This window comes from Pseudomonas sp. PDM20 (genome assembly GCF_014852575.3).
Taxonomy (GTDB): Bacteria; Pseudomonadota; Gammaproteobacteria; order Pseudomonadales; family Pseudomonadaceae; genus Pseudomonas.
Window position 1 is genome coordinate 3,745,250 of sequence record NZ_CM181224.1, and the last position, 24,687, is coordinate 3,769,936.

General features: G+C 64.4%; 24 protein-coding genes. 13 read left to right on the top strand and 11 right to left on the bottom strand.

All coding sequences use genetic code 11. The features are described from left to right. Positions 1-9: 9 nt before the first annotated feature. The 8 genes from IB261_RS17085 to IB261_RS17120 are packed head-to-tail and all read left to right on the top strand — an operon-like array spanning position 10 to position 9,978. Positions 10-507 carry an Hcp family type VI secretion system effector gene (locus IB261_RS17085; RefSeq protein ID WP_045209415.1) on the top strand — a complete coding sequence of 166 codons (498 nt, stop codon included), beginning with the start codon at positions 10-12 and terminating at the stop codon, positions 505-507. Positions 508-519: 12 nt separating this feature from the next. Next, a complete protein-coding gene (gene tssE / locus IB261_RS17090; RefSeq protein ID WP_192382651.1) occupies positions 520-948 on the top strand; it encodes a type VI secretion system baseplate subunit TssE in 429 nt (142 codons plus the stop codon). After that, positions 932-2,758: a type VI secretion system baseplate subunit TssF gene (gene tssF, locus IB261_RS17095; RefSeq protein WP_192382652.1), complete on the top strand. Its 1,827-nt coding sequence runs from the start codon at positions 932-934 to the stop codon at positions 2,756-2,758. The genes tssE and tssF overlap by 17 nt, the downstream gene beginning before the upstream one ends. Then, entirely contained in the window at positions 2,722-3,735 is a 1,014-nt protein-coding gene (gene tssG / locus IB261_RS17100; protein ID WP_192382653.1) for a type VI secretion system baseplate subunit TssG, read from the top strand. Before tssF ends, tssG begins: the two co-directional genes overlap by 37 nt. Next, positions 3,735-6,272, top strand: coding sequence for a type VI secretion system ATPase TssH (gene tssH, locus IB261_RS17105; RefSeq protein ID WP_192382654.1), 2,538 nt, complete (start codon positions 3,735-3,737; stop codon positions 6,270-6,272). Before tssG ends, tssH begins: the two co-directional genes overlap by 1 nt. Before the next feature lie 57 nt (positions 6,273-6,329). Then, positions 6,330-7,397 carry a hypothetical protein gene (locus tag IB261_RS17110; protein WP_192382655.1) on the top strand — a complete coding sequence of 356 codons (1,068 nt, stop codon included), beginning with the start codon at positions 6,330-6,332 and terminating at the stop codon, positions 7,395-7,397. A gap of 18 nt (positions 7,398-7,415) precedes the next feature. Then, positions 7,416-9,422: a type VI secretion system tip protein TssI/VgrG gene (gene tssI / locus IB261_RS17115; protein ID WP_192382656.1), complete on the top strand. Its 2,007-nt coding sequence runs from the start codon at positions 7,416-7,418 to the stop codon at positions 9,420-9,422. A gap of 10 nt (positions 9,423-9,432) precedes the next feature. Further along, entirely contained in the window at positions 9,433-9,978 is a 546-nt protein-coding gene (locus tag IB261_RS17120) for a toxin-antitoxin system YwqK family antitoxin (protein WP_192382657.1), read from the top strand. Positions 9,979-9,984: 6 nt separating this feature from the next. Here the strand turns inward: IB261_RS17120 and IB261_RS17125 are convergent, their stop codons facing one another. The 8 genes from IB261_RS17125 to IB261_RS17160 all read right to left on the bottom strand — a co-directional run bounded on the left by IB261_RS17125 (position 9,985) and on the right by IB261_RS17160 (position 17,399). After that, positions 9,985-10,380, bottom strand: coding sequence for a DUF4280 domain-containing protein (locus IB261_RS17125; RefSeq protein ID WP_192382658.1), 396 nt, complete (start codon positions 10,378-10,380; stop codon positions 9,985-9,987). 242 nt (positions 10,381-10,622) lie between these two features. Continuing rightward, entirely contained in the window at positions 10,623-11,282 is a 660-nt protein-coding gene (locus tag IB261_RS17130) for a hypothetical protein (RefSeq protein ID WP_138216964.1), read from the bottom strand. A 190-nt stretch (positions 11,283-11,472) separates the two neighbouring features. Next, positions 11,473-11,988 carry a hypothetical protein gene (locus IB261_RS17135; protein ID WP_138216965.1) on the bottom strand — a complete coding sequence of 172 codons (516 nt, stop codon included), beginning with the start codon at positions 11,986-11,988 and terminating at the stop codon, positions 11,473-11,475. A 486-nt stretch (positions 11,989-12,474) separates the two neighbouring features. Next, on the bottom strand, positions 12,475-14,589 hold the full coding sequence (locus IB261_RS17140) for a TonB-dependent receptor family protein (protein WP_138216969.1): 2,115 nt from the start codon (positions 14,587-14,589) through the stop codon (positions 12,475-12,477). Between the two features lie 28 nt (positions 14,590-14,617). Next, a complete protein-coding gene (locus IB261_RS17145; RefSeq protein ID WP_138216970.1) occupies positions 14,618-15,061 on the bottom strand; it encodes a CopD family copper resistance protein in 444 nt (147 codons plus the stop codon). Then, on the bottom strand, positions 15,058-15,747 hold the full coding sequence (locus IB261_RS17150) for an ATP-binding cassette domain-containing protein (protein WP_138216971.1): 690 nt from the start codon (positions 15,745-15,747) through the stop codon (positions 15,058-15,060). The genes IB261_RS17145 and IB261_RS17150 overlap by 4 nt, the downstream gene beginning before the upstream one ends. After that, positions 15,740-16,492 (bottom strand): ABC transporter permease, encoded by a 753-nt coding sequence (locus IB261_RS17155; protein ID WP_192382659.1) that lies wholly within the window; start codon positions 16,490-16,492, stop codon positions 15,740-15,742. Before IB261_RS17155 ends, IB261_RS17150 begins: the two co-directional genes overlap by 8 nt. A gap of 10 nt (positions 16,493-16,502) precedes the next feature. After that, positions 16,503-17,399, bottom strand: coding sequence for an ABC transporter substrate-binding protein (locus IB261_RS17160; protein ID WP_242015438.1), 897 nt, complete (start codon positions 17,397-17,399; stop codon positions 16,503-16,505). 196 nt (positions 17,400-17,595) lie between these two features. Here IB261_RS17160 and IB261_RS17165 point away from each other — a divergent pair, with 196 nt between their 5' ends. The 5 genes from IB261_RS17165 to IB261_RS17185 all read left to right on the top strand — a co-directional run bounded on the left by IB261_RS17165 (position 17,596) and on the right by IB261_RS17185 (position 20,988). After that, positions 17,596-18,264 (top strand): helix-turn-helix domain-containing protein, encoded by a 669-nt coding sequence (locus IB261_RS17165; protein WP_494515517.1) that lies wholly within the window; start codon positions 17,596-17,598, stop codon positions 18,262-18,264. Positions 18,265-18,754: 490 nt separating this feature from the next. Then, a complete protein-coding gene (locus IB261_RS17170) occupies positions 18,755-18,976 on the top strand; it encodes a hypothetical protein (protein ID WP_138216975.1) in 222 nt (73 codons plus the stop codon). 608 nt (positions 18,977-19,584) lie between these two features. Beyond that, the gene (locus tag IB261_RS17175) at positions 19,585-20,031 is read left to right on the top strand and encodes a hypothetical protein (protein ID WP_192382660.1); all 447 of its coding nucleotides are present in this window, start codon (positions 19,585-19,587) and stop codon (positions 20,029-20,031) included. Between the two features lie 165 nt (positions 20,032-20,196). Continuing rightward, positions 20,197-20,376, top strand: coding sequence for a hypothetical protein (locus IB261_RS17180; protein WP_024762799.1), 180 nt, complete (start codon positions 20,197-20,199; stop codon positions 20,374-20,376). A 96-nt stretch (positions 20,377-20,472) separates the two neighbouring features. Further along, on the top strand, positions 20,473-20,988 hold the full coding sequence (locus tag IB261_RS17185) for a GNAT family N-acetyltransferase (protein ID WP_192382661.1): 516 nt from the start codon (positions 20,473-20,475) through the stop codon (positions 20,986-20,988). Here the strand turns inward: IB261_RS17185 and IB261_RS17190 are convergent. Genes IB261_RS17190 through IB261_RS17200 form a run of 3 tightly spaced genes read right to left on the bottom strand, consistent with a single transcriptional unit; the run spans position 20,958 to position 24,604 of the window. Then, positions 20,958-22,067 (bottom strand): M14 family metallopeptidase, encoded by a 1,110-nt coding sequence (locus IB261_RS17190; RefSeq protein ID WP_192382662.1) that lies wholly within the window; start codon positions 22,065-22,067, stop codon positions 20,958-20,960. The two genes, IB261_RS17185 and IB261_RS17190, sit on opposite strands and share 31 nt — an antisense overlap. Positions 22,068-22,124: 57 nt before the next feature. Then, entirely contained in the window at positions 22,125-23,399 is a 1,275-nt protein-coding gene (locus tag IB261_RS17195; RefSeq protein WP_138216978.1) for an MFS transporter, read from the bottom strand. Further along, positions 23,396-24,604, bottom strand: a complete 1,209-nt coding sequence (locus IB261_RS17200; protein WP_192382663.1) for a M20 aminoacylase family protein — start codon at positions 24,602-24,604, stop codon at positions 23,396-23,398. The genes IB261_RS17195 and IB261_RS17200 overlap by 4 nt, the downstream gene beginning before the upstream one ends. Between the last annotated feature and the right edge of the window lie 83 nt (positions 24,605-24,687).

Consider the following 24,687-nt stretch of genomic DNA (forward strand, 5'->3'; position numbering starts at 1 on the left):
TTTTCCAACATGGATGCGATACTTCTCGACCTGGGCGACGACATCAAGGGCGACAGCCTGCTGGCCGGCTTCGAAAACAAGATCGAAATCATGTCGTACAGCCACAACGTCGCCATGCAGGTGACCAACGATGTCAGCAACTCAGAGCGCACCTCCGGCAAACCGCACATCGGCGAATTCACCCTGACCAAGTTCGTCGACACCTCGACCCCGACGCTCAACGAATACTGCTGCTCCGGCAAAGCCATCCCCACCGCCACCCTGACCATCGGCCGCAACGCCGCCGAGGGCGACGGCAAGATCATGCCCTTCATCACCTACACACTGAACAACGTGGTGCTGTCCAACGTCAGCGTCAGCGGTGGCGCCGGTGGCAAACCGGTGGAAACAATGTCGTTGAACTTCACCAAGATCAAATGGGAGCTCACGGCGCAGAAGGACGACGGCAGCAAGGAAGGCACCGCCGCCTCGACCTGGGACATGGCCGCCAACAAGCTGGCCAGTTAAGGAAACCGGGCCTTGCACGGCATCGCTCGGCCACCACTGCTGGACCGCCTCTCCGAAGCCGGAGAGGCGGAACCGGCACTCGACCAGCGAGCCCTGGCGGCCTCGGTCGCGCAGGAACTGTCGCGTCTGCTCAACAGCCGCAGCCCCGCGGGCAACGGTGTTGGCATCCTGGCTTACGGCATTGCTGACTGGACGGCCCTGCAGGCCCGACGCGAAGCCGACCGTCTGTACCTGGCCCGTGAAATCCGCCGCGCGGTGACCCGCTTCGAACCACGCCTGGGGCTGAGCGAAGTCGTGGTCGATGCCGATCCGCAGCACCCGCAGCGCCTGCGCGTACGCCTGCTCGGCAACCTGCGCCAGGACACTGGCCGAGCGCCCCTTCTGTTCGAACTCATCCCCGTTGGCGGAACACTGGAAGTACGCCATGAGCGACTCGATTGATGCCGAACTGCTGGATTATTACCAGCGCGAACTGACCTGGCTGCGCCACGCCGGCGCCGGTTTCGCGGCGCGCTATCCCAAGGTGGCGCGCCGCCTGGAACTAGGCCCCGGCGAGTGCGGCGACCCCCACGTCGAACGCCTGCTGGAAGGCTTCGCCCTGCTTGCTGCGCGCCTGCAACGACGCCTGGACGACGACTACGCGCAGTTCAGCGACGCCCTGCTGGAGCAACTCTATCCCCTTGCCCTGCGGCCCCTGCCCTCCTGCGCCGTGGTGCGCTTCGAGCCGGACCCGGCCAAGGGCAAGCTGAGCGCCGGCTTCCACCTGCCGCGCGGCACCCCGTTGTTCGTCAGCGTGCCGGGCCAGGAGCGCATCGAACTGCCTGAAGAACTTCGCGGCCAGACCCTGCACTGGCGCACCACCGCCGAAGTCACCCTGTGGCCGCTCCGCATCGAGGAAGTCGTGCTGCTCGGCGCCGAAGAAGCCCAGGCCGCCACCGGCAGCGCCGGCGTGCGCGGGGCCCTGCGCCTGGACCTGCGCTGCCTCGACAAGGACGGCTGGGCCGGCCTGGACATCGAGAGCCTGCGCATCCACCTGACCGCCAACGCCGTTGCCAAGGCCGCCCTCTACGACCTGCTCGGCGCCCATGCCTGCGGCCTCATCGCCGAAGCCCAGGGCTCCGAACCGCAACGCCTCGCCGGCCTGCCACAACGGGTCGGGTTCGCCGCCGAACAGGCCCTGCTACCGGAAGACGAACGCGTGCATCCCGGCTTGCGCCTGCTCGCCGAATACTTCGCCTTCCCCGACAAGTTCGCCTTCTTCGACCTGCCGCTCCAGGGGCTACGGGCCAGCGGCGAGCAACTCTACCTGTACATTCTCTTCGACCGCCCCGCGCCCGCCCGCCTGACCCTGCAGGCCAGCGACCTGGCGCTGGGCTGCGTGCCGGCGATCAATCTGTTCCCGCGCACCTCCGAACCGTTGCGGCCGGATGGCACGCGTAGCGAATACCGTCTGATCGCCGACGCCCACCGCGAGAACTCGGTGGAAATCCACAGCATCCGCTCCCTGCGTGCCAGCACCCCGCTGGGCGTGGTCGAGGTCGCGCCCTACCACGGCACCCAGCACCGCCCCGGCGCGTTCGGCCTGTACTGGCAAGCACGGCGGGTCGAAGGCATGACGCCCAACCGGCGCGGCAGCGACCTCCTGCTGACCCTGGTAGACGCCGGCCTGCAACCCCTGGAAGAAACGCCCCAGTACAGCCTCAGCGCCGAGCTGCTGTGCACCAATCGCAGCCTGGCCGAGTACCTGCCGGCCGGTACCGAGCTGGCCTTCGAGCGCCCCGGCCCGGTGGCCCGCGCCAGCCTGCTGCGCGCACCGAGTCGGCAATGCCAACCGGGGCTGGATGGTCCTTCACGCTGGCAACTGGTCTCGCAGCTCACGCTCAACCACCTGTCGCTGGTGGAAGGCCCGCAGGCCCTCGACGCCCTGCGGGAAATTCTCTCGCTGCACGATTTCAGCGAAGACAAGCTGGCCGCCCGGCAGATCGAGGGGCTGGTCCGGCTGGACTGTACACGTGTCGTCGACCATGTAGGCAGCGATGCATGGCGCGGGTGGCGCAACGGCCTGGAGGTTCGCGTGCACTTGGAACGCCAGGCCTACGTCGGCGCCAGCGCGGTGCTGTTCGGCGCCGTGCTCGCACAGTTCTTCTCGCTCTACGCCAACGCCAACCGCTTCGTGCGCACGGTGCTGGTGCAATCGGACCAGGAGATTTGCCGATGGCAGCCCCAGGCCGGCCAGCCCATCACTCTCTGAGCCGGCGCCTACGCGCCGAGCCGCATCGTTTCGAGTGGCTGCAGGCCCTGCTGCTGCTCGAGCATGAACAGCCCCAGGCCACGCCACTGGGTCACGGCAGCCGCCCGGACGCCGAAGCATTGCGCCTGCGCGGCCCGCTGACGCCGGTGTTCGCCCCCAGCCAGATCGACGCCCTGGAAGACGAGGACGACCGGCCGCTGCTGAGCACCTCCATCTTCGGCCTGGGCGGTGCCGACGGTGCCCTGCCCTACGCCTACCAGGAATGGCTGCAGCAACGCGCCCGGCAGAAGGACCACGCCCCCGCTGAATTCCTCGACCTGTTCCAGCACCGTCTGCTCAGCCTGCTCTACCGGGTATTGCGCAAACACCGGCTGGCCGTGGGTTTCCAGAATCCTGCCGCCTCGCCCCTGCGCCGCCCGCTGCGGGCCCTGGTGGGGCTGCTGCCAGCAGGACTGCATGAGCGCGGCGCGCTGCCCGACGCCGGCGTACTCGCCCGCAGCGCGCACTTCTCGGGCAATCGCCGTTCGCTGGTGGGCTTCGCCGCCATGCTCCGCGAACAGTTCGGCATCCCTGCCGAGTGCGAGGCCTATGCCGGCGCCTGGCGCGAGATTCCGCCGGCGCGGCGCAGCGTGCTGCAACGCGGCGGCGCCAACCTCGGCCTCGGCCGCGACGCCATCGCCGGCACCCGCGTGTGGGACGAACACGCCGGCTTCCACCTGCGCCTAGGCCCGCTGGACGAAGCCACGGCGCGGCACTTCTTCCCGGACGGCATCGCCTATCCGCTGCTGGCCCACCTCTGCGCGCTGTACTTCGGCCCCGACCTCGACTGCCGCCTCCGCCTGCTGGTGCGCGCCAGCGGACCGCTGGCCCTGGGACATGGCAATGGCCCGCGACTGAACTGGAACACCGGCCTGCGCCGCAGCGGCGGCGCCATACAACCCATCGACCTGACCCTGCGCCACGCGGAGATGCCCTGATGGACCTCGCCAGCCTGATCGGCCGCCTCAACCCCGAATCCCGCCGCGCCCTGGAGCGCGCCGCGCAGCGCTGTCTGCAACGCACCCACCACTATGTCGAGATCGAGCACCTGCTGCTGGAACTGCTGGACATCGACGGCGGCGACCTCGCCCGCCTGCTGCCTCGCTTCGGCCTCGAACGCGACCAACTGGTGGGCGAGATCAACACCGCGCTGGAGCTGTTCCGCATTGGCAGCACGCGCACCCCGGCGCTGTCGCCGCAGACCATCGGCCTGCTGGAAGACGCGGTGGTGCAAGCCAGCGTGCTCGGCCAGCCGGCGATCCGCTCCGGGCTACTGCTGCTCGCCCTGCTCGACCGCGAGGAACGCCGCGCCCTGCTGCTCAACAGCGCCTCATCGCTACTGCGCATTCCCCACGAGACACTGCGCGAGAAGCTCCTGGAATGGACCGAAGGCTCCCGCGAGCAGCCGCCCGGCGCACGCCCTCCGGCCAAGGCCGCACCCAACAGCGCACCGGCCCAGGACAGTGTGCTTGACCAGTACACCCAGGACCTCACCGCCGACGCCCACGCCGGGCGCATCGACCCCATAGTCGGGCGCGACGGCGAGATCCGCCAATGCGTGGACATCCTCCTGCGCCGCCGGCAGAACAACCCGATCCTGGTCGGCGCCCCCGGTGTCGGCAAAACCGCAGTGGTGGAAGGCCTGGCCCTGCGCATCGCCGCCGGTGAGGTGCCGCCGCCCCTGCAAGGCGTGGTGCTGCGCGTCCTGGACCTCGGCCTGCTGCAGGCCGGCGCCGGGGTCAAGGGCGAGTTCGAACAGCGCCTGAAAGGCGTGATTGATGCAGTGCGCAACAGCGAACAGCCGATCATCCTGTTCATCGACGAGGCCCACACCCTGATCGGCGCAGGGGGCGCGGAAGGTGGCAGCGACGCCGCCAACCTGCTCAAGCCGGCGCTGGCCCGTGGCGAACTGCGCACCCTGGCCGCCACCACCTGGCTGGAATACAAGAAGTATTTCGAGAAGGACCCGGCGCTGGCCCGGCGCTTCCAGCTGGTGCAGGTCGAGGAGCCCGACGAGGCTACCGCCGTCGACATGCTGCGCGGCGTCGCCGCCAAACTCGAACAGCACCACGGCGTGCAGGTACTGGACGTGGCCATTCAGGACGCGGTCAAACTGTCGCACCGCTACATCTCCGGCCGCCAGTTGCCGGACAAGGCCATCAGCGTGCTGGACACCGCCTGCGCCCGCGTCGCCCTGGCCCAGCACGACGTGCCGCCGGCTCTGGAGAACCTGCGCCACCGCGAACTGGCAGTGGAGGAAGAGCTGCAACGCCTGCGCCGCGAGCAGGCCACCGGCCTGGACCACAGCGCGCGCATTACCGGCCTGGAGCAGGAGTCAGTGGGCAACCTGTCGGCCATCCGTGCCCTGGAAAAACGCTGGGGCGAGGAGCGCGAAGCCGTGCGCGAGCTGCTGCAATCACGCCGCGAACTGCTGACCCTGAGCGAGAGCGCCGACGCCGCTAAACCCGACGAGGAACTCGACGGACGCATCGACCACCTGGCCGCCGAACTGGCGCGCCTGGAAGCCGGCCTCGATGCCATCCGCGAGGACGATCCGCTAGTTCCCGAACAGGTCGACTCGAAGACCGTCGCCGCGGTGATCGCGGGCTGGACCGGCATCCCAGTGGGCAAGATGCTCGCCGACGAAGCCCACGCCATCCGCACCCTGGCCCAGCGCATGGGCCAGCGGGTGATGGGCCAGGAAGCCGCGCTGGGCACCATCGCCCAGCGCATCCAGGCCTACCGCGCCGGCCTCACCGACCCGGCCAAACCGGTGGGCGTGTTCCTCCTGCTCGGCCCCACCGGCGTGGGCAAGACCGAGACCGCCTACGCCCTGGCTGATGCCCTCTATGGCGGCGAGCGCAACCTCATCAGCATCAACCTTTCCGAGTATCAGGAAGCCCATACCGTCAGCCAACTCAAGGGCGCCCCGCCCGGCTACGTCGGCTACGGCACCGGCGGCGTGCTCACCGAAGCCGTGCGCCGCCGCCCCTACTCGGTGGTGCTGCTGGACGAAATCGAAAAGGCCCACCCCGACGTGCTGGAGGCCTTCTACAACGTCTTCGACAAGGGTGTGATGGAAGACGGCACCGGCCTGGTGGTGGACTTCAAGAACACCGTGATCCTCGCCACCAGCAACGTCGCCGCCGAATTGCTGCTGGACGTCCCACCCGAACAGATCGCCGACGAACGCCTGCGCAAGGTGCTGCTGCAAGCCTTCCGTGCCGCCTTCCTGGCGCGCATGACGGTGGTGCCCTATCGACCGCTGGAGGAAGCGACGCTGGAAGGCATCGTCGTCGCCAAGCTGGAAAAACTGCGTGAGCGCTACAAGGCGGCGACCGGGAAACAGTTCGATTTCGACCAGGCGATCGTCAAGGCCGTGCTCGCCAAATGCAGCTCGGCGGGGGCAAGGGATATCGAGAATGTGCTGATGGCGGAAGTGACAGGGAAGTTGGCGGAGTGGGTATTGGAATAGGATCAACGAGACATCCACACCCCATACCATTTGCTGATCTGACAGGTGGAGTTTTCGATGAAAAAGATGATCGTGGCCATTTGGTCAATGAATACTCAAGCCATGCAGCACTGGTCTGTTGCTGTTCGCGAAAAAAAACTAAAAGCCGCAATGGATGAGGCTTATAAAGAGATAAATACAAAGCTCCCACTTACCGACAAGCCAGCAGGAATATTTGTAGCCCCGGAATATTATTTTGCCGAACAAGCTCCAGATGGCGCCCATAAATATGGCGATCAACGGCATCTTAGCTCAGATCAAAAGAACCTACTTCTTGCCGAACTTAAAAACTACAGCGAGGCTAATCCAGGAGTAGTCTTCATACCAGGAACAATAGCTTGGCAAAAAACCCTGAATCGCGAGTGGTATTCGTTCTCAACAAATCCTTTAACCCGCCAACAAAAGGCAATTCAAGCTTTAAAGGCGTATCCAACGCTAGTTGGAATTGCCATTAATGACCAACTTTCTGGCTCTAGCGCGGGTCGCAACGCGCTCACCACAAACGAGAAGTTAACCCAAGTAGGAGAAACCAACGGCTTACCCACCGCCCCGACAGCCAGTTACATCGGACGCAACACTGCATACGTCTTTCTCGACGGAGAAATATTGTGCAAATACAACAAGAAAGGAGACTTCCACGAAGTTCTTACTAACGGACAAACCGTCCACATTCCAGGAAGTAAAGATGGACGATTTGACATAAAAACAACGAACACAAGACATCGATCAATTCGCTGCGGAATTGAAATATGCCTTGACCATGTATATAAAACCGCTGCCCGCGACACTCCGCACTACGGCGAACCTGACATTCACATAATCACCTCTGCCTCAGTAAGGGAAAGGGAGGCATCTCTTACTACAAAAAAATCCGGATATCTTATTCATGCCTGTAGCGATAGCTCCAATTCTTGCGTAAAGCAGCGTCAGGTCGGTTTTTTTTGGGGCGATAGCTTCGAGCTACTTAAACCATATAAGAAAACGACATCTGGAGAATGCGACCTCAACTATTGGGAGATCGAACTCGACCTAGGCCTAGACCCACACTTCAAAAACACCCACAACACCGACAGGCCATTCTATTAACAGAATATTAAGATCAATATGCCTCACCCCATTGATGCCACCACTAGCATCTCCGTCACGGCAACAGCGCTGACGGGGCTCCGTGCGCAAACAGTTTCAGGGCACGAAGCGTTGAGCAACTTCGTCAACTTGTATCTAATTGGCATTAGCACAAGTCCACTCTCGCTTTCCAGTACGGTGGCCTCTCATATCACCGCCACACTCCACAACGACGCCCAGCAACGCCCCCTCGACGCCCTCATCGCCGAAATCCACCAGCTCCCCGCCAACGCCACCGCCGAGTGCTATCAGTTGGTGCTGCGCCCTTGGCTCTGGTGGCTGACCCTGGCCAGCAACAACCGGGTATTCCAGAACCTCGCCACCAGCGACATCGTTACCACCGTCTTCAAGGCCCACGGCTTCACCGACTTCAAGCTGTCACTGAGCGGCAGTTACGAGCCGCGCGAGTATTGTGTGCAGTACGGCGAAACCGACTTCGCCTTCGTCTCGCGGCTGCTGGAGGAAGAAGGCATCTTCTGGTTCTTCACCCACGAAGAGGGCAAGCACACGCTGGTGCTGGCGGACAGCAACGACGCCTTCCCGCCCATCCCCAACGGGCCGAAGGTGCCATACCTGGGACAGGAGATCGGCGTACGCGAACTGCACGGCATCCGTTCGGCGCAGTACTGCCTGCAGGCGGTTGCCGGGACCTACAGCGCCACCGACTACGAGTTCACCACGCCCACCACCTCGCTCTACTCCCAGGCACAGGCCGAGGCCGGGCCGCGCGCGCAGTACGAACATCCCGGTGGCTATACCGCCAAGGCCCGCGGCGATGCGCTGACCAAGCAGCGGGTGGACGGCCTGCGCAGCCAGGAGAAGCGCCTGATCGGCGAGAGCGACTGCCGCTGGTTGGTGCCGGGGCACTGGTTCACCCTCACCGGGCATGACGACGCCAGCCTGAATATCGACTGGGTACTGACCTCGGTGACCCACGAGGCCGACCACGAGCACTACAGCAATCGCTTCGAGGCCATCCCCAAGTCCACTGCCTACCGCCCTTCCCGCACCACGCCCAAGCCGCGCATGCACACCCAGACCGCCAAGGTGGTGGGCAAGGCCGGCGAGGAGATCTGGACCGACCAGTACGGCCGCATCAAGATCCAGTTCCCCTGGGACCTCGAGGGCAAGAACGACGAAGCCTCGTCCTGCTGGGTGCGCGTGGTACTGCCGTGGAGCGGCAAGGGTTTCGGCATGCAATTCATCCCACGCATAGGCCAGGAGGTGATCGTCACCTTCATCGACGGCGACCCGGACCGTCCGCTGGTGACCGGTTGCGTCTACAACGGCGACAACGCCCTGCCCTATGCGCTGCCGGACAACCAGACACAATCCGGCATCAAGACCAACTCGTCCAAGGGTGGCGGTGGCTTCAACGAGCTGCGCTTCGAGGACAAGAAAGATGCCGAGGAAGTCTTCCTGCAGGCACAGAAGGACATGAAGGTGAACGTGCTCAACGACAGCACCGCCACCATCGGCCACGACGAAACGCTCACGGTGCAGAACGCCCGCACCCGCACGGTGAAGGAAGGCGACGAGACCATCACCCTGGAAAAGGGCAAGCGCAGCGTGACCATCCAGACCGGCAGCGACGCGCTGGACGTGAAGGACACCCGTACGGTGAAGGTCGGCGCCGACCAGACCCACAGCACTGGCGGCAACTACAGCCACCAGGTCAGTGGCAATTTCGAGCTGACGGTGGACGGCAACCTCACTATCAAGGTCAGCGGCACCCTCACCCTGCAGAGTGGCGGCAGCCTGACGCTGAAAACCGACGCCGATCTCGCCGCCCAGGCCGGTACTTCGGTGACCAGCAAGGCGGGGACGTCCCTGACCAACCAGGCGGGCACCTCGCTCACCAACAAGGCCGGTACCACCCTGACCAACGACGCCGGCGTCAGCCTCACCAACAAGGCCGCCGCCGAGCAGACGGTGGACGGCGGCGGCATGCTGACCCTCAAGGGTGGCCTGGTGAAGATCAACTAGGGGCAACGACATGGGCAACAGCGCATCCCTCGATCTCAAGCGTGGCGACAGCACCCTGCAGGGCCGCCTGCAGGACGGCGAACTGGAAGGCCCGCTGCGCATCAGCGAGCGCGGCCGCCCGCAGGCCAGCCTGGACTATCGCGAAGGCGAGCTGCACGGCACCAGCACGCTCTATCACCCCAACGGCCAGGCCAGCGCGCGGCTGCCCTACGTACGTGGACGCCTGCAGGGCGAGGCGCGCTTCTTCGCGGCCGAAGGCTGGCTGCAGCGCAAGGTGGGTTATCGCGACGGGCTGATGCACGGCGAGGCCTGTAGCTATCTCGCCGATGGCACGCTTGCCGAGCAGGCTTTCTACCGCGAGGGTGTACAGGAGGGCCCGTTCCGCCGCTTCCATGGCAACGGCCAACTGGCGCAGGAGGCACGCTACGTGAAAGGTGCGCCACTGGATCAGCCACGCGCCTATGCCGAGGATGGTCGCCCGCTGGACGAAAACGGCAAACCCATTTCGCGGCTGCGCTGGTGGCTGGGCAACCGCGGCGAGCCCAGCGAAGCCTGATCCAAATCAGGGAATCAGCATCTGCACCTGGCCGGGAAACACCACCTTGATCGCCCCGCCCCAGGTGCACATCAGTGTGCCGTTGGCATCCAGCGCCGGCATCCCGCCCAGCAGCGTCGTGGGCGGACCGCCGGGTATCCACGGCGCGGCGGTGGCCGGTATGCAGGGCATTGGCGTCAGTACCCCGAGGGCGGCTGCAGTAGCGGCGGCCACCGTCGGATTGGCTGGGCTGGTGCACATGCCGAAAGGCAAGATATTCAGCAGAGGGATGTGATCCTGCAGGTTGGCTGCCGGCATACCCCCGGTAAGGGTGCGATTGACCGGCAGTACGTTGAGCGCCGACGGAGCAACACCGAAACTGCATTGCAGCGTCGCGCCGCTGCAGACCTGGGGACAGCCCATGGAGTCACCTCGCCTACCTTCGTCTGGCAAGCCTTCCTTCGTGTCGCAGTTGAGGATGAGTGGGTGAAATATAGCCCTTCCAAACGCCAACGCTTGTGACAGGTAGATTAGCCCGTTCAAGGTTGTGCTTCGGCCATCAGTTGCTGGTGCTGGGACTGGCGCTATTGCATGACGGCATATGTGGGTCGGTAGCGGCCTCTCGCCAGGAGCAGCAATCGGCCAGGAGCGGCCATCCAAAATTCCTAAGTCGAGGCAGCATATTGGTTTGGGCGCCCGCCTGCAGCTACAAAAATCTCTCGCAGCTTAGCTCGGGTAGTACTGGGTAGTCCTTCGGTGTATTTCTGGAACTCTGCTTCAGCAAGGTCCGGGTGGCCGTTCATGGCGAGAACAAATGCGTACGCGATGGGATGTTGCCTGAAGTTATAGAAGCCCAGCCCACCGGAGGACAAATGTCTCTTCACCCCTGCAAATACCTCTGGCAATTGATCGATTGAACGAGCGCTCTCCCAGAAATACCCCGCCTGTATGACAGCTTCTTGCATCACACTCGGGACGAGTTGTGCTACTTCGTCAATCCCCCGCATGTAAGAAACCTCCATTGACCTGTCACGCGGGTCGAAGGTGAGGTCGGGCAGGGCTGATTTGGGAGTGCGATGCCACTTGATTTGATTGCCAGATAGGTGGGGAACAAAATCCAGCGAAAGCCCCCATGTGGGAGAAAGAATGCCGCCTTTCCACTGCTCTAGACGAAAGCACTGACGAATCGGAGCATCGGTGCTTCGAATCCACCGCAAAGGCCCCTGAGTCTCGAAGCCCAACGGCTTCAGGCAAGTTTCCACGCTCGGCAATACAATGTCGTGAATATGCTCTATCCGTAGCATCTCAAAAGTAGAAGCTTGCATCACTGAGTACCTTACTCAATCCTGCCACCCTGGCTTAAGCTGGAGGGTAATACGTATTGCGCGCTGGAGCGATGCCCCTCTTGGGGTCGGTAGCGGCCTCTCGTCAGGGGTCGCAATCAACCAGACGCGACCCTTCAGCTCATAGGGGGTGGGGCGGCGGCGCAGGGCGTTAGCAAAACAGAGAGTGTTGTCAATTACTGGCTGCAGCGACTTCACTGATGGCTGACCTGATGGACTCTTCTGACTCTTGAAAAGACTTTATCCCTTCGTTGCACAAATAGAGCTCATCCGAAATCCAGTGCAGCAAGTCCTGGTTCCGGCCGTTTGTAATCAGGGCAAGCTCGTAGCATCGGCGCCCGAACTCGTTCAGGTCTATCCGCCCCTTTGACAGCTCATCTGAGATCCCAAGAATCAACTGCGAACACTCCAGACTGCTAACTCTGTTGCGTTTGACATCCAGCTCCTGAGGAACTTCAGGGATCATCCCTAAAGCAAGATCAATGACAAAGCCTGGTGGCTCGGTCCATTCCAGTATTTTCTCATCAGCCCATGCAATCAACGCTGCTAGAGGTGCTGCGCCTATTCGGTAAGCGAGGATCAACAGCCGAGCCTCATGGATGAGTCCATCTTTGGCGTTTGAATGCGTACAGGCGGGAGAGGCTTTTGACTCTTCCAAACTCCCATCAGCATTACGTTTTCTTTCCATGAACAATACTTCCATTTCTTCAGGCTGGAATATTGAAATGAGATTAGGAGTAGTGCGCCAGAAGCGGTGATTCCTTCTAGGCTACGGAGTCGCGAGTAACGTGTCCCGGATGATTATGGATGCCGTCTGCAGACAAGCTCAAGTCACCCACAAGCGGCGGCTATGGGTCGGTAGCTGTCGCCGGAAGCGAGTGAGGCCCCTAAGGCACTAGGGGCCGATGAGAGTGATTCGAGCCCCGCTTTACCACTATCTACGAGGATTCCCCTGGGTGGTTGTTCTTCGTTCGCCTGAGACCCCGTAGTTACGCAGTCTCCAAGCGATCGATATACCAACCTGCGCCATGAATTCCGCAACCGCGCTCCTTGTCTACCGCCCAGTGACTGAAACTAGCCGGAATCGAAAATTCACTTTATTGAAGCAGTGTGCGGTGAGGCCTGGTTGCTGCAGCTCACCGCCAGATACGCCGCGATTTTTACGTCGCAGCACCTAGAACGCATACTCGGCCCCCACGCTCAGGCTGCGCCCATTACCGCTGAGGAAGGTCGGCTGGCTGGCGTCGGCACGGTTGCGGATCACGTAGCTGCTGGCATAGGTCTTGTCCGCCAGGTTGTCGCCCTGTACGTAGACGCTCAGCCCTTCGCTCGCCTTGTAGCTGGCCTTGAGCCCCCAGAGCGCGTAGGAGTCCTGGTAGTTGTTGCGGGTGTTGGCGTGGTCGGTCGGCGTGTCCTGCGGCAGCCAGCGCAGGTTCGGTCCGACGCTCCACGGCCCGCGCCGGTAGAGCAGCTCGGCCGACCACAGCTGACGCGGCACGCCAGCGATCTGGTTGCCCTGGAACTCACCACCGCGGAAGCGGAAATCACTGAAGGTCCATGCCACCCGATAGGCCAGGTCGCCGCCGATGCGCGCCGCCGTCGGTAGCATGCCGTTGATCCCGGCCTCAACGCCGCGGTGGCGGGTACGCGAGCCGTAGTTGTAGGTCCCCACCTTCACCCCGTAGGCATCGCTGGTGGAGATCAGTTCGTCTTCCACATTGCTCTGGTACAGCGTCAGGCTCCAGTCGGTCTGGGCGATTCGACCGGTGCCACCAATCTCGTACGTGGTCGCGCGCTGCACGTCGAGGTCGACCAGCTGCGCTTGTGCCGCCGCGGGGGCCGCGGGAGAGACTTCGGCGGAAACGATTTCCCAGAATGTCGGCGCTTCGTGGCTGCGGCTGATGTTGGCGTACCAGCGCAGGTCCGGGCTGGGCGTCCAGTTCAAGCCGATCTTCGGCGTGGCGAAGTTCCAGCCCTGGTCGAGATGACCGGCGCCATCACGCGAGTCCGCATCACGACGGACATCGCTCCACTTCACCTCGGTGACCAGGGTCCAGTCCGGCGCCAGGTGCCAGTCCAGGCCGAGCAGCAGATCGAGATTGGACGCCTCCAGGTCGAAGTTGCCGAAGCGCTGCATGCGGCTGCCGTTCTGCGGGTTGTTGGCGTACAGCTCGCGTGTCATGTCGCTGTAGGACCAACTGGCGCCCAGGCGGTAGCCGAACAGTCGCTGTTCGCCTTCGAGAAGCCATTGCGCGCCGAGGGTATCGCTGTCGGTCAGGGTGTGGCTGAGCGGGTCGGTGAAATCGTCCTGGGTGTTCTGCCCGTAGACACCGAAGCTCTGCTGCCAGCCCGCGCCGTTCCACTGCGTACGGTTGGCCAGGCGCAGCTGCTGGGTGTCGCGGTGCGGGTCGCGCTTGTAGACGTTGAGCAGGCGGTCCTGCGCGGTGTTGCCGTCACCCAGCACGCTGCGTGGATCGTCCTTCAGACGCGCCTTGGTGATGACGTTGGGGATCTCGAAGGTCAGGTCGCTATAGGACAGGTAGCTGCGGTTCTGCACACCGTTGCCCAGGTCCAGGCCGAAGTTGCTCTGCACCACGGTGCGATGGGAAGCGGAGTGATGACGATAGCCGTCGTACTCGTCATGGCTGACGCTCACCCGCGCATCGTGCCCGCGTCCATCCAGCCCGGCGGCGGCCTGCAGGCCCTGGCGGCCGAAGCTGCCGGCCTCCAGTCGGACGCGTCCGGATTCGTCGGCGCCGGTCAGCGAATTGAACTCCAGCTCGCCGCCCAGCGCGGTCGCACCGGGACTGCCGGCGTTAGCACCGCGTCGGGCACTGATCCACGAGGCATTGCGTGGCTCCAGCAGGCCGATGATGAAGGATCCATCGGCCTCGTTGAGCGGCAGGCCGTCCTGCAGCAACAGCACGCCCCGGTTGACCGGATTGCTCTGGATGCCCGAGCCGCGAATGTTCAGGCGCGGCTGGTCGGTGCCGCCGAAGAAGTCCTGGATCACCAGGCCGGGCTGGTAGTCCAGCGCGTCGCGCAGGGTCGCCAGCCGCGTCTCCTGCTGTGGCTCGACGAGGTTGGTGCCGCCGGGCACGCGGGCCAGACGCTGGCGTTCGGCCTGCGCCGACACACTGACCGGCGCGGGGCTTTTCTCGCTGATCTGCATCGGCTCCAGCTCGAGGCGATCTTCCGCCACCGCCGCCAGGGGCAGCAGGCCGAGGGCCAGCAGGGGGAAAGAGAGTTTCGAAGGGAAGTGGCGTTTGGGGGACAAGCAACGACTCATGACAAGCTCCGTCTGCACGAAATCTGGCTTACCAGCTCAGGTAGAACATGCCCTTGGCCAGCAGCACGATGCCGACCATGTGGCTGAAGACACTCAGGTGAATCCGGCGGAAATACGTCGAGTTCATGCGCCCGCTGTAGAGCAGGAACATGGCGGTGAAGAAGTGCCCGAGTACGCTCAGGGCGAGGAGGATCTTCAGGCTCAGCAAGGTGCCGAAGGAGGACGCCAGCGGGTCTGCCAGCAGCGGCAGGTAGCGCGTCCAGACCATGCCCAGGCCGGCACTGAACAGCACCAGCAACACCCAGGGCATCAGCCGCCGCGCACGCTTGCCGATGCCCTGCTCCACCTGGCGCATTACCGCGGCCGGCACGTGCTTGCGCACGCTCTCGAAGATCAGCACCTCGAAGAACACCGTGCCGATGAACATCAGCGCGGCGAACAGGTGCAGGGTCAGCAGGATCGGATAGATCATGGCGCGGGTATCTCCAGGGCCAGCAGGGTCTGATGAAGGACCGCCGCCGCTTGATCGGCGGTGTGTCCACTGAGGTCGAAGGGGCGAAGCGAGCCGTCGTTGACCAGCACGAAGCGCTCGACGAGGCCGACCAGCTCGCCGGGGTGGTGGCTGACGCACAGCAGGGCCGCACCCGAGCTGGCCAACCAGTCGCGGCAGAGATCGAGCAGCGACTCGCGCAGGGCCGGGTCCAGCGCGCTGAATGGCTCGTCGAGCAGCAGCAGGTCCGGCTCGACCGAGAAGGCGCGCGCCAGGGCAACACGCTGGGCCATGCCGCCGGACAGCTGATTCGGCCAGGCACCCTCATGCCCGGCGAGGCCGACGCGCTCCAACCAATGGCTGGCCAGCCGACGCGCCGTTGCACGGTCGTGGCCGATGGCGCGCAGAGGGATTTCCAGGTTTTCCGCAACCCGGCACCAGGGCAGCAGGCGCGGCTCCTGGAAGGCCAGCACGGGATGGCGAAATCCGTTGTCCGCTTGCCCCCGATGGGGCCTCAGGAGGCCGGCCGCCAGGCGCAACAGGCTGCTCTTGCCGGCGCCGCTGGGCCCGAGAATGCCAACCCGCTCACCGGGTAGCAGGCGCAGGGAAGCGTCGGCGAGTACGCGCCGTTCGCCCAGCCGCAGATCGACTCCGTACCACTCAAGCATGGGCGGCCTCCTGCCAACGGCCCATGCGCCGCTGCAGCGGCTGCAGCAGGAGGAACTCCAGTGCAGCGACCAGCAGTAGGATCAGCAGAGTCCAGGCATACAGCCCGGCGCTGTCGAACGTGCTGCGCCCGTTAGCCAGCGCGAAACCGGCTCCACTTTCCGCGCCAAGCACTTCAGCCATCACCACCAGACGCACGCCGCCGCAGGTAGCGATCAACAGTGCCGCTCCAAGCGGCGCGGTCAGTGAAGGGATGTAGAGCCGCCGCAACTTCTGCCAGGGACTGAAGCGGTAGACCCGCGCCATCTCCAGCAGACCACGGTCGACCATCTGCATGCCCTTGACTGTGTTCACGTACATGCCCGGCGCCAGCATGAGAACGCTGATAAGCACCACCATGGCCGAGCCGAGCCCGACCCAGAGCATCGCCAGCACCACGACCACCACTGGCGGAACCGACATCAGCAGCCAGCGCAACGGCTCCAGCAGGCCACGTACACGAGCGTCCAGCCCGGCCAGCAAGCCCAGACAGAAGCCCAGCAGGCAACCCAGGCCAACGCCCAGGACAATGCGCAGCAGACTGGTGCCGGCATGAAGACGGAAGTCGGCCTCGAAAGGCAGGCGGGCCATGGCTTGCAGCGTCTGCCAGGGAGTTGCCATGAGCAGCGAGCCCAGGCGCATCGCCAGCAGTTGCCAGCCCACCAGCAACAGGGCGCCACCCAGCACGGCCCAGCGTCGGGAAGTCATTCGGCTCATCTCACGGCCCATAGAAGCTGGCAGGCGGCATAGAGCCACCGATGGCCTGCGGATGGCGTTCGGCGATCAGGCCGAACAGCGCCTCCAGTGGCCCGCGCGCGGCGCTGGCGGCAACACTGTCCAGGCGCGTGACGCGGATGGACTCCTCTACCGCCTCCACCGGCAGGTGCGGCAGGTGCCGATGCACCAGTTCCGCGCAGTTCCGCGGCTGCGTACTGCACCAGCGGGCGGACTCGGCGTAGGCGGCCTCCACAGCGCGCGCCAACTCGCCGTCCTCGGCGCGCTGTGGGCTGCTCATCAGTCCTGCCTGAGGCAGTTCAGGTTGCAGAGGGAAAGCCTGCTTCCAGGCGCTTTCCAGACTCTGCACGCGGTAGAGCGGCGCCCCACCCTCGCTGCGGTTGCGCCAAAGCAGCAGGGACACCGCCGGCTCCACCAGCAGGGCGTGATCGGCACGACCTGCCAGCAGCAGCGCCTGGGCGTCCTGGCCGTCGCGGACCGGCCGCAGCGTCAGGTCCTTGCCCGGCTCCAGGCCATGGCTGAGCAATAGCTCATCGATCAGGATCGCCGGCAGGTCGCGCTGGAAAGGCAGCACCACGTCCTTGCCGGAGAGGTCGGCGAAGCCCTTCACCTGTGGGTCGCGGCTTACCAGCCAGATGATTCCCCACACCGAGACATTGAGCAGCCGCACGGGCTGCCCGCGCCCCGCCATCAGCGCCGGCAGGTTCACCGGGGCGGCGCTGTAGTCGAGTTCGTTCTTGGCCAGCAGCACGCGCAACTGATCGGGGTTCTGCCAGAGCCGGAACTCGACGCGCTCGGCGTACTCCGCCAGGGCGTTGGTTTCCACCATGTGCAGCAGCGGAAAGCTGACCACCGCGCCGGGGCCACCCAACCGCAACACCTTTTCCCGAGCCATGCCGCCGGGTGAAGTCAGACAGGTGCAGGCGACCAGTGCAAGTGAAAGGAAGAGGCGCGAAAGCCTCCGATTGATTGATATGCGAATAAGTCTTATCTTCATTCGCAAATAATTGCAGCCTGCACGCTCATCACGAATGACAAATGTTAAGTTCGCGCCAGATCGCGGTGAATGCCAGCGGTTGCTCGGTGCCCTCCCCCAGTTCGCCGACCTGCCGGACGCCCTCATGGCCGGATTATGTGAATCGGCGACCCTGTTACGCGCTGAGGCCGGCAGGCTGCTGTTCCGCGAAGGCGATCCCGCCGAGCATTTCCTGCTGGTACGGCGTGGCTGTGTGGAAATGCTGCGCTTCACCTGCGATGGCGAGGAGCGCGTCTTCCACCTGTTCCGCGAAGGCCAGTTGATCGCCGAAGCGGCGATGTTCATGCCCCACGGCCGCTACCCGATGAACGCCCGCAGCCAGGACAGCGGAGAATTCTTCCGACTGAGCCGCATCGCACTGCGCAAGGCCTGCGAGGGCCATCCGCCGCTGGCCATGCGCATGCTGGAAAATCTCAGCCTGCGCCTCTACCGCCAGGTCAACGAGGTCGACTGGCTGACGGCGAGTTCCGCCTCCCAGCGTCTGGCCGCCTATCTGCTCGGCCTGCACCGTCGCCAGGGCGAGTGTCTCAATCTGCCGATCAGCCAACGCCAACTCGCCACGCACCTGGGCATTCGTCCTGAATCCCTGAGTCGGCTGCTCTCCGACTGGCAGCACGCGGGGCGCATCCAGGGCCGGCTCCGGCAATGGCTGCTATGCGATCTCACTTACCTGCAGGAGTTGGCCAGCCCGGCGGTGCGTTCTTTCTGAGATGGCCGCCCATCGGCCTGCAGCAGGCATCTAGCCCTAACAACAACCTGAGACCCCGCTATGGGTCGGTAGCTGTCCTTGACCAGCGTAGGCAAACGGCCTTGAACAGCCAATGGGTCTGCCCATCGTTGCTTAGCAAGCCTTCCCATACGCCATATCCGTCGGTGGCTTAGCAGCTTGTGAAATGGAAATGAACACCTTGATGGACTATTGCTGATATCTGGACTCGGGACGACCGGGGTTGACATGCACCTAATAACGGACAGGTCAGGCCCGATCAGCTACGTCCACCCGACAGGGGCTAAGACGCTCATTGAACTTGAGTGGGGCGCCCCTGGCGATCTAGTGCCACGCGAAGTGCAGGTGAGCGTTTCTGACCAGATTGTTTGCTCAGCCACAGGGCCATGGGAGTGCTTTGCTGATGCAAGGCGCCATGCGATCGAAATGGCGACTCACTGGTGTGAGCGCCACTAATCACGGAGAGGCTGCGATGCCATTGGACTACTCTACTCAACAATTGCGGGTGACCTTCGCTGAGCTGGCGTTTCACAGTGAATCGATCGCAATGGTTCTTGACCAGGCGATACAAGAGTTGCCGGCGGGTTACGCGGCGAATATTGCCGACGTGATAGCCCTGCTGAAGGATGACGCCGACAAGCTCCGGACGCTGGCTGAGCGAACCCAAGGCGGCAGCATTCGGGTATTGGATTGAATAGCGCGGAGAAGCAGCAGATTACTGCGCTGCGCACTACTTCATTCAACAACGCCTCGGTAGCCGATCGGTTGAATGCGCCCGCCCTTCGGGTGCCTGAGGTTAGGACTGAGTTGCGCGCAATGGCCAGTCAGCAGGAGCAAGATGCCGCCCCCCTGGAGGGGTTCGTCCAGGAGATCCATGAGGGGCGGATTGTCAAGCCTCCGTAGGGGGGGGCCAGCCGCCAGAGACGGACATATTACCCGCGCGGCCCTTGCCGTGGATGACTTCACGTTCTGAGCGGACATGCCCGCCCGTCCGAAGTCTCGGCGGGCGGGCGCCATCCGTAACGACAGCTTTACACCTGCCTTCGATCCTGCCGGCCGTGGCAACAACAGGCCGCGCCCCAGGCGTGTGCACGCTTGGCTATTGCAGGGGGACGCCGTTATGCAGGAATGCTCATTGACAGTCGTACGCCGCTTAAGTGTGATGGCCTTTCGTTCAGGCAAATGGCATTGCTGGCCGACTGTGTGTGCGTTGTGTCCTGCAATGCCGCGATGACGAAACTTTGGCGATCCCGACTCGCTTACGAAAGTTTTCTCGTTTCATCGACACAGGAGATGCCGGCGATGTTGAACCAGGCAGCCCGGAACACCCAGGACGTCGAATTCGACGAGCAATTCCTCCTCGCCTTCGAGATCCAGGTCCTGCAGAAGGCCCTGCCGGCCTTCGAAGAGGCCTCGCGCTTCGCCCGCGACCGAGGCCTGCGCTGTAGCGTGGAACTGATCACCAACGCTGACGGCCACCCCGAACTCAGCCTTAGCGCTACCCAGCGTGATGACCTTCCGGACAGTTGCTACCGACTGATCGCCGACCCGGCCGCCCAGGGCATAGTCCATGAGGAGTTTACCGCGGTGAACCGCCGCACACGCCGCCAGGGCGCGCGTCTGTCGACGCTGACCTCGCGCTCGCTGGAACTGCAGTTGGAAGCCTTCTTCATGCACGCCTTTGGCATGCGGCTGGACTACAACGTGCTGCGCCTGGACTACTCTTACGAGCATGCTTCTGGGCTATAGGCCTTTTCCGACGCCGCCGGTCGTCGGTTCGGCCGGTGGCGGAACGAGCGTTCCGTCGGACAGTTCCTGCAAAGGATGATTTATGGCAACGATGAACGCGTCGAAGTCGCTATTATTCGCGCCCTGTGCGCCACCTCGTGCGTGTTTCCTCGTTGTCGCTTCGCCATGAATGAATTCCTCGTGCATTTTCAGGACGGTCACTGCCTGGGCAAGACCGTGCTGCGCTCGTTTTCCCGTCAGATGACCCTCTCCGAAGCGCGCGTGCGCCTGCAGGCCTGCTACCCGCTGCGCGTTCCGCACCTGCTGAACATCCTGCACCTGACGCCGATGCTGCCCGGCCGCTGATCCGGCCCTACCCGTACAGTTTTCCTGCGCCACTGTGCCTGCAACCGGGCAACGACCGTGGCTAGAGTCGTTCGTCCCGACTTCAAGGAAAGCACCATGGCCGACCTGCAGATTTGCCCCGCCACCGCTGATGACGTTCCGGCCATGCTGGACCTGATCTTCGAGCACGGCCCCAACGACTGGAACTTCCTGCCCGACGGTCCGGTTCGCGAGCACTTCCAGGGCATCGCCACGGGGACGGTCTGGGCGCTGGTCGCAGTGGATGGCGATGAGCTGCGCGGCCTGGTGACCTTCCATGAAAGCGCTGCGTTCGGCCGCTTCCAGCACGAAGGGCGCCCGCGTCACGCCTATATCGCCGAGGCCACGGTGCATCGCGGCGAAGCCGGGCGCGGCCTGGGTACGCGCCTGCTGCGCGCGGCCATTGCCGATCTGCTCGCCCGTGGCCTGCCCGACATCTACATCGAGCGCCACGAGGAGAACCCCGGCTCCGCCGGGATGATGCGCAAGGCCGGCTTCGACGAGCTGGAAACCTTCGCCGACCCGCAGCGCCGCCCCTATGGGTCGCGGCGCACGACGATCTGTTACCTGGACGCGCGAACCGGCGCCGCCTGAGCTTCGCCCAGACCGGCGAGGGCTTGCCGTGCCGCTTCGCCGGCCTGCTCCAGCACCTGGCGCTTCCAGCCGTCCTCGTCCACGTAGAAGGCATCACGCAGCTGGCGATGGATGCGCAGGGCTTTCTCCGCCGGTACGCCGGGGTTGTTGGCCAGCCACTGGTCCGCGCGCAGCGCCTTGAGCACCTTGAGCCCCGGCAGCGTGCCGAACTCCAGGGCGATGGCGGTCAGCTCGGCCTGCGGACACTCGCTCGCAGCGCTGAGGATCATCTGCCCCTGCAGCTGCACCGACACCGATCCCCCTTCGTGCGCCGAAGTCACCTCATTGCTCCACCAGCGGCGCGTGCGCGCCAGCGTCTGCGGATCGTTCCCGCCCACATAGATGCGCTCGCCGTGGCCTTTGGGCCCAAGGCCGGTGTGCACGTCGATCCAGCCCAGTCGTGCGCAGTCCCGGGCATGCTGGCGCAGCACCTGGCGCACGGCCTGGTTGCTCCAGGTCGGTTTGGCGCCGATGTAGAACAGGCCGTTGGGATGGCTGTCCTGGCCGCTGGATATGGCCGCCTGCAGTTGCTTGCGGCCGTGGCGCATGGCGTAGCGCAGCAGGCGCAGGTGGCTGGCGAAGGACGGCCAGCGGCGCGGGATCAGGATCGGGTCGAGCGCCGCGTAGGCCTGGTTGCGCTGTCGCGGCTGGGAGAAGTCGATGAAGTTGCGGTTGAGGTCGACGTTCTCGTGGGTCCAGCGCCGCCACCAGGAAAAACCGTAAGGGTTGGCCGCGTGCAGGTAGAGCACCGCGCAGTCGGCCTTGGCGCATTGTTCCAGCCAGTCGGGATCATTGAGCAGCGCAACCTGCACCGCCGAGCCGCAGAAACCTTCCACTCCATGACAGCCGCTGCTGATGATCAGCAGGTTCTGCGCATCGCGCGGACCACTGCGTGCCACGTCCAGCGCGAGCGGTTCGCCATCGCGGCCGGCCAGCGGGTGGCGGTGGGATTCGACGACCAGGCCGGCGGACAGGCACGCGGCGAGAAACTTGCCACGCGCTTCGGCGTAGCTCTGGGAAAAACAGGCAGACGGGTTCATCACCGCTCCGGATGATTGGATGTTGCGGGGCCCGCTGGGCGGGCCCTTCGGGGAATATCAGGCGTGGCCGACCGCACCGGGCAGCGGCGCTTCGCTGTGCGCGCCCTGCAGGGACTGGCGGGTGCGCTCGGGGGCGATGATCCGGCAGCCGAGGATTGCGCCGACCACGGTGAGCACGCCGAACAGGCCAAGCGCCGTCTCGAAGCCATGGGCGATGTCACCGCCGCGCAGCTCGACCAACTGGCCGACGATCCAGGGCGCGAGCATGCCGGCGCTGGTCATGCCGCCAATGTGAATGGCCAGCATAGAGCCACGCTGGGCACTCGGGGCGATGTAGGCGACCAGGGTGTTGCAGAAGGTCGGCAGGACGTTCACCAGGATCGCGCCCAGGGCGTAGAGCACCAGGATCGCCAGGCGATCGCCGTGCAGCAGGGTCAGCGCGCAGAAGGCAACACCGGCGACCGCTGCGAAGGCCATCGGCGGCAGCACCATGGCGCGCTGCACCGAGGCGCCGCGCTTCATCGCCCGCTGGGAGAGCGTGGAGAGCAGCAGGTTGGCAAGGATCACCCCGACCGTCACCACCATCACCGTGTAGCCCGACTGCATGGGCGTCATGCCCTGGCCCTTCTGCAGGTACACCGGCACCCAGCTGTACACCAGCGCAGTGGGCAGGTAGCTGAGGAAGCCCATCAGGGTGATCCAGATGAAACTGCGGTTGAGCAGCAGGCGGCTGTACGGCAGGCGCAGTGACGAACCCGGCCCCTCTTCCTCGGTCTGCTGGCCTTCACGGCCGAAGATCAGCCAGACGACCAGCCAGACCAGCCCGAGCAGCGCCAGCAGGAAGTACGCGGTGCGCCAGCCGAAGTGCTGGATCGCCAGCGGCAGGCTTAGCGCGCCAAGTACCGCGCCGAGCATGATCGACACCTGGATCAGCGCCGAGGGCAGCACACGCTCCTTCGGGCCGAACCACTTGAAGCAGGCGTGCTGGGTAACCGCCGTGCCCGGCCCGGTGCCGGCGCCCAGCAGCAGGCGCCCGGCGACCAGCGCGGCGAAGCCGCTGGACAGCGCCACCAGCAGTTGCGAGGCCATCCAGACCACCGACATGCCGGCGAGAATCCAGCGTGTCGGGAAGCGGTTGGCGAGGAAGCCCACCAGCACGCCGGAGATCGAATAGAGGAAGAAGAACGCGCTGCCGATGAAGCCGAACTCGGTTGGCGAGAGCTTCAGCTCGTCGATGATCTGCGCGCCGGCGAAGGCGAAGATGGTCTTGTCCAGTACGCTGATGACCATCACCAGCATCAGCAGGATGAGGACTACGGTGCGCTGTTTCATGCCTGCCCCCCTCTCGACAGCGAAGTCTCCACCAGCCGCACCCAGAGCGCCGCGCCGAAGGGAATGGCGCCGTCGTTGAAGTCGTAGCCGGGGTTGTGGACCATGCAGCCGCTGGGGCCGCTGTTGCCGTTGCCCAGGGCGATGTAGCAACCGGGACGGCGCTCCAGCATCCAGGCGAAATCCTCGCTGCCGAGGAAGCCCGAAGGGATATCGGACTGCAGGCGCTGCGGGCCGACCAGTTCGGTCAGCACCTGGCGTGCGAGGCGGGTTTCCTCCGGCGTATTGACCAGCACCGGCACCAGCTCCTCGTACTCGTAGTGCAGTTCCATGCCGTGCACGGCGGCGACGCCACGGGTGATCTCGCCGATGCGCTGCTTGAGCAACTCACGCACTTCCGGCTTGGTGGCGCGCACGCTCAGGCGCAGGTCGGCGTGGTCGGGAATCACGTTTGCCGCCTCCCCTGCCTTGAGCATCCCCACGGTCACTACGGCCACTTCGGTGGACGGCACGTTGCGCGCCACAATGCTTTGCAGCGCCAGCACCAGCTCGGCGGCGGCGACAATCGGGTCTTTGGTCAGGTGCGGCATGGCGCCATGGCCGCCGACACCGGTCAGGCGGATCGACACGCGATCCGAGGATGCCGTCAGCGCGCCCTCGCGAGTCAGGAAGCAGCCCACCGGCAGGCCCGGCGCGTTGTGCAGCGCGTACACCGCGTCGCAGGGGAAACGCTCGAACAGGCCGTCGTCCATCATTGCCACGGCGCCACCCAGGGTTTCCTCGGCGGGCTGGAAGATCAGGTTGAGGGTGCCGTCGAAGTGGCGCTGCTCGGCCAGGTCGCGGGCGGCGCAGAGCAGGATGGCGGTGTGCCCGTCGTGCCCACAGGCGTGCATGCGGCCGGCGTGCTGGCTGGCGTAGGGTACGCCGCTGGCTTCGTCGATGGGCAATGCATCCATGTCGGCACGAATGCCGATGCTGCGCGCACTGCTGCCCTGGCGCAGCACACCGACCACGCCGGTGCCACCCACGCCTTCATGGACTTCATAGCCCCATTCGCGCAGGTAGCCGGCAACGATGGCGGCGGTGCGTGCCTCCTCGAAGCCCAGTTCGGGATACTGGTGAAGGTCCCGACGAATCCGGGCGAAGGCTTCCTGGGAAGCGAATAGTCTTTCGACTGTCTCGTGCTGGGTAAGGGGGTGCTGACTCATGCCGCATCCTGCTCATTGTTCTGATGTGGCCGGCAGGATGCCCCACGCGCGAGGCGCTGAATAATGACCTTCGCGCATGCTTA